The following is a 6,039-nucleotide window of genomic DNA, read 5'->3' as shown; positions in this document are numbered from 1 at the left end:
CGGATCGGGTGATGGCCGATAAGGGTTACCCCTCGAAGGCGAACCGTGCCTGGCTGAGGGAGCGTGGGATCGCAGCGACGATCCCTGAGCGCGATGATCAGATCGTGCATCGACGCAAACGACGAGGTCGCCCGATCGATTTCGGGGATGAACAGAAGGCCCGCTACCGCGGTCGGAACGTCGTGGAACGCTGCTTCGGCAAACTCAAGCAATGGCGCGGAATCGCCATGAGATCAGACAAGACCGCCCGCAACTACCACGCCGGCCTCTGCCTCGCCGCAACCCTCCACTGGATCACCAGCGGGTTTAGCAACACGTCCTAGCCGTACCTCCCACGCTGACGGGGTTTCACTGGACTCGGCTTGGTTCAACTTCCATTCGTCGACGCTGACCTGTAGGTAGCGAACGCTGTTGCGGGTGAGCGCAACGAACGCCGGCCCATCGCGGCGGCGTCGAAGCCGAGCGAGTTGCTTGGTTGTCATCCCCAGCTGCGCCGCTGTCTCCTTGGGGGTAAGCGCGCGTCTCCGAGGATGTGCGACAGTCGGCCGGCGATGGGTTACTGGCATGATTAGCACCCCAGCTCGTCCATCGGATCGGCCGGTACCGAGTAGCGGTCAGTCGCCCGAGCTGACGCGACGGCTCTGATCTTGTCGGGACAAAACCCGGACCAGCTCGCCGCTCCCGCAACAACGACAGGCACCGACGTGTACCCGAGGTCTCGCACTGTGTTGATGGCTCCGTCGTCGGTTGCCAGGTCGACGACGACCTACGGTAAGCCGGCGTCGTGAAGTGCTTGGGGTTGTCGTGGTGCACTGCGCGGAACCCGGCAGGATAAACACGGTTGGTGACTCGTTCACGGTGGCCCCTCTCTCTTACATCTCCCATTGCCTTTCGGCACCCGCCGTTCAACGGAGTCAGGGGGGAATTGGCAAGGACCGTGAAATACCGCAAACACAGCGAAGATATGCCGCGAAAGCCCTTGCCAAGGGAAGGATGGCTCGCACTATAACCGGCCGAAACGGCAACGGAGTTGCACGAACAAGCCCCGCTGGCCAAAGGTCGGCGGGGCTTGTTCGTTACAGAATTGGAGCCGAAGGCTTACCCCTCAGAGTTCTGGACGACGGGCGCTAAAGCCGCAGCATGGTTCGCGCGCACCTTGCGCACCGTCTGACCTCGTGCGCGGACGCCCGTTGCTCGAAGATTCCTCTAACTCGACCCCGCGCCCACTGCCGCTTTCCAGGCTGCTTCGTGGGCGGTGGTTGCGGCCCGTAAACGTAACTCTGCGGTGTCGTACTCGCTGGCGGCGTCGGCGACAGCTCGCTCTGCATCGACACGTCGGCCTTGATCAATGCACGTGCACGTGCACGTGCAGCTACGTCATAGGTACTCACTGTTACATGGTTCATAGCCCTGCAATACCGCGAGCGTAATCTACGGCTAGAAGCGTCTTGCGATAACGGCTACCTGCTGACAGTACCGCTCTGCGGTAAGAGATTTAGAGCAAGCTAAATGTCGCTCAACTAGGGCCGAGGGAACGTGACCTTGGTGAGCTGCTCGGATATTTCCCACAGCCTCTTCGCGATGGCGGGGTCGTTGGCTTCGTCGGATCGCGCCACTAGCGTGGCTGCCCCCCGAATCCCGAGCAGGCGTGCGGCGGTGAAGGCGTCTGCCGGAACGTCACCGGTCGCGGCTAACAGAGTTGGCCTTACACCCGCTTCGGGGCGTTGCGCGAGCATCTTGGTGCCGATCAATGTGGCCGCGTCCCGGAGACGGTTGCCGGTCGTGACGATGAACCCCGTCGACACCCACCCGGGATCGGCAGCCGTAGCGATGACATGTGAACCAGCAGCGGTCAATCGGCGCTGTAATTCTGCGGAGAACAGCAGACTAGCCAGTTTGGACTGTCCATACGCGCCGAAGGGAACGTAGCTTCGATGCTTCCACTGAAGGTCGTCGAAATCGATGTGGGCGTTGCGATGGAGGCTGGAAGAAGTTGTCACCACCCGGCCGGTGATTTGGCCGAGCAGCAGGTTCGTCAATGCGAAGTGGCCGAGGTGGTTCACTCCGAATTGACTCTCAAAACCGTCGGAGGTGTGCTTCAGCGTGGACGTCATGGTTCCGGCGTTGTTGATCAGGATATCGATCGGCCCTTCTACGCCTCGCGCGAACGCGCGGATCGAATCGAGCGAGCCCAAGTCAAGAGGGCGACTCTCCGCCGCACCCGGCATGTCGGCAGCAGCAGCGCGACCCTGATCCTGATTGCGAACAGCCAGAATGACACGAGCGCCCCGTTTGGCGAACGCGGCAGCAGCGGCGCGGCCGATGCCGCTCGAGCCGCCTGTGACGATTACAGTGCGACCGGTTTGGTCAGGGATGCTCATACCGAACCCGCGTTCTTGCCATCGAGATGGCATCCGAATCTGCTTGCGACGAACCTTTTCTTCACGATTACCTCCGCTGTCTGTGATGGGACTTAGTGCCATAACTATACATCCCCCGTCGAGACCTTGTCCCGTAGACTGCGGACATGGCCCGATGGGAACCAGACTCAGCCGAGCGACTGGCCCGGGCTGCCCTCGACCTGTTCGCCGAGCGCGGTTATGAGAACACAACGGTGATCGACATTGCGCTGCGTGCCGGTCTTACGAAAAGCACATTCTTTCGCCACTTCCAAGACAAACGAGAAGTCCTCTTCGGTAACGAGTCGATGTATGAGCTAATCGTGACCACGACAGCCGCTGCGCTGGCAGAAGCCACCCCCTTTGAGGCAGTACAGCATGCGCTCGACGCTGCGGCCGCCTCGGTTTTTACTCCTGCTCGCCGCGAGTTCATCGTTCGCAGAGCTGAAGTCATCGCCGCCACGCCCGAACTGCGCGAACGCGAAGCGCTCAAAGAGCTCGGGCTCATCGAACTGCTGGTCGGCGCACTGCGACGGCGCGGCGTGCCAGATGTTGCTGCCCGCGTCGCGGCAGAACTGAGCTCGCTGGCCACCAAAATCGCTTACGAAAGGTGGAGCGCTATCTCTGAAGGAGAGGATTTCGGCCTAGCGGCCGGAAGCGCTCTCGACGAGGTGCGAGCAGCGAGCGTTCGCTGGAGCACGCTCTTTCCGGCAGCCGCCGACAAGTAGTTGAGTGAGTGCTATTGGTCATAGGCGAAGAGGATCCTTTGCGGAGTTCTCCGATGGGCTAGTTGTGCCAGATTCCGGCAGCGAGGGTGAGTAGACCGCCTGCGACGCGGGAGTAGACGCCGGGCATGGTGCGGCCACCATGGTCTTCGAGGGTGGGTTGGCCTTTGAGGGTGAATGCGCCGAATCTTTGGCCGGCGGCCGACCACTTTGTGGCGTTGACTCTCTCCTATCGGTGCCTTCGCACGGCCTTTGACCAGGAGCCTCGCCGGACGACGTCGAAACGGACGAGGTAATTGCGGATGGGACCCGCGAATTCCTTCACGATTGCGGCCCGCCGCACGACGACCATCGAACCAAAAACCGGTTCCAGATACTGCCCCGGGCGGACTGGGTCATTGGCCCGCGGATAGCGAGTCGGCCGCAGTGTAGGAAGCGAGGAGCGTGAGCTTGTCGGCGCTCGCGCTGCCCGAATCGGGATGGTAGATGGCGAGGACGAGCGTTTGTGCAGTGTCGCCGATGACAAGTTTTTCGCGGTTGAGGGTGAGTTCACCGACGAGGGGATGGTCAATGGTGATAGGCCAACTCTGTCGGGGTTGGACGTCGTTCTGTGCCCAGAGGTGGCGGAACCGATCACTAGTGAGGGATAGCTCGCCGACGAGGTCGATGAATCGTGGATCTTTAGTGTCGGTGCCGACGGAGCGGCGAAATCCTGCGACGAGTCGGGCTGTGGGGTCGTCCCAATCGGGGTAAAGGGTTTGCTCGTCGGGATCAAGGAACACCGCGCGGAGTCGGTTCTCCCCTGTCACGAGACGCGGTGAGAGTGCGGTGGCGAGAGGGTTTGCGGCGAGAACGTCGAGGTTGCGGCCTTCGATGAACGCGGGCAGGTGCAGTGATGTCAGGAGTTTGCTGATGCCCGCGGGGACGGTTTCGCGTCTCGGCCGACGCCGCGATCGTGTCGCTGATGGCTCGGTGAGGGAGAGAAGGTAGGAGGTCCCGGTAGCCGCAACGAAACGATTGGAGCACCGAACGATCCTTCCGTCGTAGTGGTCGCGAACGGTGCGCGTTTGCACTAGGTCGGTGGCGAAAAGTTACCGTCGCTGCGTCAGGGAGGGCTGCTCACGAAATGATCGGATGATGAATGCCGCAAATCGGCGGGACGCGGCAACTCTGCGTGCCGGAGACTCGGCGCGGATACCTTCGTTGGCCATCAGCACCAGGCTCACGTCAGCCAATGTGAAATCAGTTCGCAGTGCGCCCGTTGCTTTTGCGCGTCGGATGAGGTCGCGCATTCGCTGGAGCGAGTGATCCCGTTCTGTTGCGAACTCGATGGCGTGCGGCAGTTCGGATGTGAAGGCGCGTGCAAATCCGCGATTGAGTGCATGGACCTGCATCAGCTTCTCGATCACAAAGGAGAAGCCTTCCCACGGATCTTCTGTGGCCAGACCCTCCTCGATAATCTCGCGGCAGGAGATCATTTGGTCGGCGAATGCCTCGGTCATGAGGGCTTCTCTGGTCGGGAAGTGACGGTAGAGAGTTGCAGGCCCGACGTCTGCCCGACGGGCGATCTCGCGAATGGTCACGTCGAGGCCATCGTTGGCGTATGCAGCTCTGGCGACAGTAAGGATTCGAAGGCGGTTATCTCGAGCATCCGACCTTTGCACGGTTCTCACTTGACTAGCCATGTCTCTCACTTTAGCTAAACGGACGGGGTGCTTCGCTACGATCGCAGCATGAGAGCAATCCAGTTCACCGAGTACGGCCCATCGACAGTTATGCATATTGCCGAAATACCTGAGCCCCATGCGGGCCCGGACCACATCCGGATCGCGGTCAAGGCGTCTGGGATCTCACCGGGCGAGATTCGTGTCAGGTCAGGTGCGACAAAGGCCGTCATGCCGATTAGCTTTCCCTATCGCACGGGGTTCGACGCCACCGGCGTCGTGGATGAGATTGGCGAGGGCGTCGAAGGTGTGCGTCTTGGTGATGAGGTGTTCGGTTGGCCCGACTTCACCGAACGCGGAGCGAATGCCGACTTCGCGATCCTGGCCGCGTGGGCGCCGAAGCCTGCAGCTTGGTCGTGGGAGGAAGCAGCGGGTGCTGGGGGGGCCGTTGAGACCGCCGCACGCGTTCTCGACCGACTCGCCGTCGACGCCGGAGACACCGTGCTCGTACAGGGAGCAGCGGGAGGTACGGGAGCGGTGATCGTGCAAGTAGCCGTCGCTCGAGGAGCCACAGTCATTGGCACGGCGAGCCCCAACAACCACGACTTCCTGCGCTCGCTCGGGGTTACGCCGACAACTTACGGCCCAGGACTCGTCGAACGCGTGCACGAGTTGGCGCCAGATGGGGTGGATGCGGTTATCGACTGCGCCGGAGGCGCCCTGGCCGACCTCGTGAAGCTCGCCGGCGACGCAGCACGAGTGGTCTCAATCGCCGACCTCGACGCTGCTTCCTATGGGGTCCACCTCTCCAGCGGCATGAGTGATTCTCTGGCGGTCCATGGACTTACCGAAGCAGTGACGCTTGCAGAGCAAGGGCTGCTCCGCATTCCTGTTGCGGCGGCATTCCCGTTCACTGAGGTCGTGGCAGCCCATGACTTCAGCGAGACCCGCCACGCCCGCGGCAAGATCGTTCTCCTCAACTGAGCAGCGACGCCCAGGAGCCCTTCGATGCGGTCCTATGACGCGACCTCGGCATGATGAAAGCCATCGCGGAAGAGCTCTCAAACTGCTTGCATGTCTGAAGAGCGCGGCTTCGATATTGGCCATGCTGCATAGTGCGCGGTAAACGCGCAGGCTTCAAACGGCAATTCGTTTAAGAGATTGCGTCGATAGGTCACGGTTTGCGGGTGGGTCGTCCGATCCAGCGGTAGCGGGTCCATCCTTCTCGGATGAGTCTGCGGTCGATGATGT

Annotated in this window: 6 protein-coding genes and 1 pseudogene; 3 read left to right on the top strand and 4 right to left on the bottom strand. The window is 61.5% G+C overall.

Translation table 11 applies throughout. The features are described from left to right. A partial coding sequence (locus ABIB56_RS18290) for a transposase (protein WP_354570657.1) occupies nt 1-323 on the top strand: 323 nt, incomplete at its 5' end. Between the two features lie 1,197 nt (nt 324-1,520). Here the strand turns inward: ABIB56_RS18290 and ABIB56_RS18285 are convergent. Beyond that, a complete protein-coding gene (locus ABIB56_RS18285; RefSeq protein ID WP_354570656.1) occupies nt 1,521-2,414 on the bottom strand; it encodes an oxidoreductase in 894 nt (297 codons plus the stop codon). 113 nt (nt 2,415-2,527) lie between these two features. Between ABIB56_RS18285 and ABIB56_RS18280 the strand changes: the two genes are divergently transcribed. Then, nucleotides 2,528-3,127 carry a TetR/AcrR family transcriptional regulator gene (locus tag ABIB56_RS18280; RefSeq protein WP_354570655.1) on the top strand — a complete coding sequence of 200 codons (600 nt, stop codon included), beginning with the start codon at nt 2,528-2,530 and terminating at the stop codon, nt 3,125-3,127. Nucleotides 3,128-3,185: 58 nt separating this feature from the next. Here ABIB56_RS18280 and ABIB56_RS18275 read toward each other — a convergent pair. The 3 genes and pseudogenes from ABIB56_RS18275 to ABIB56_RS18265 all read right to left on the bottom strand — a co-directional run. Next, nucleotides 3,186-3,299 (bottom strand): annotated as a pseudogene (locus tag ABIB56_RS18275) (IS982 family transposase); the annotation flags it as partial. 220 nt (nt 3,300-3,519) lie between these two features. After that, entirely contained in the window at nt 3,520-4,197 is a 678-nt protein-coding gene (locus ABIB56_RS18270) for an MmyB family transcriptional regulator (protein ID WP_354570654.1), read from the bottom strand. A gap of 18 nt (nt 4,198-4,215) precedes the next feature. Continuing rightward, complete coding sequence (locus ABIB56_RS18265) at nt 4,216-4,809, bottom strand: TetR/AcrR family transcriptional regulator (protein ID WP_354570653.1); 594 nt, start codon at nt 4,807-4,809, stop codon at nt 4,216-4,218. A gap of 48 nt (nt 4,810-4,857) precedes the next feature. Between ABIB56_RS18265 and ABIB56_RS18260 the strand changes: the two genes are divergently transcribed. After that, on the top strand, nt 4,858-5,772 hold the full coding sequence (locus tag ABIB56_RS18260) for an NADP-dependent oxidoreductase (protein WP_354570652.1): 915 nt from the start codon (nt 4,858-4,860) through the stop codon (nt 5,770-5,772). Nucleotides 5,773-6,039 lie beyond the last annotated feature (267 nt).

This window comes from Glaciihabitans sp. UYNi722, from assembly GCF_040549465.1.
In the GTDB taxonomy this organism is placed as follows: domain Bacteria; phylum Actinomycetota; class Actinomycetes; order Actinomycetales; family Microbacteriaceae; genus Lacisediminihabitans.
The sequence above is the reverse complement of the archived record's forward strand: the minus strand, read 5'-3'. Positions and strand labels throughout refer to the sequence as shown.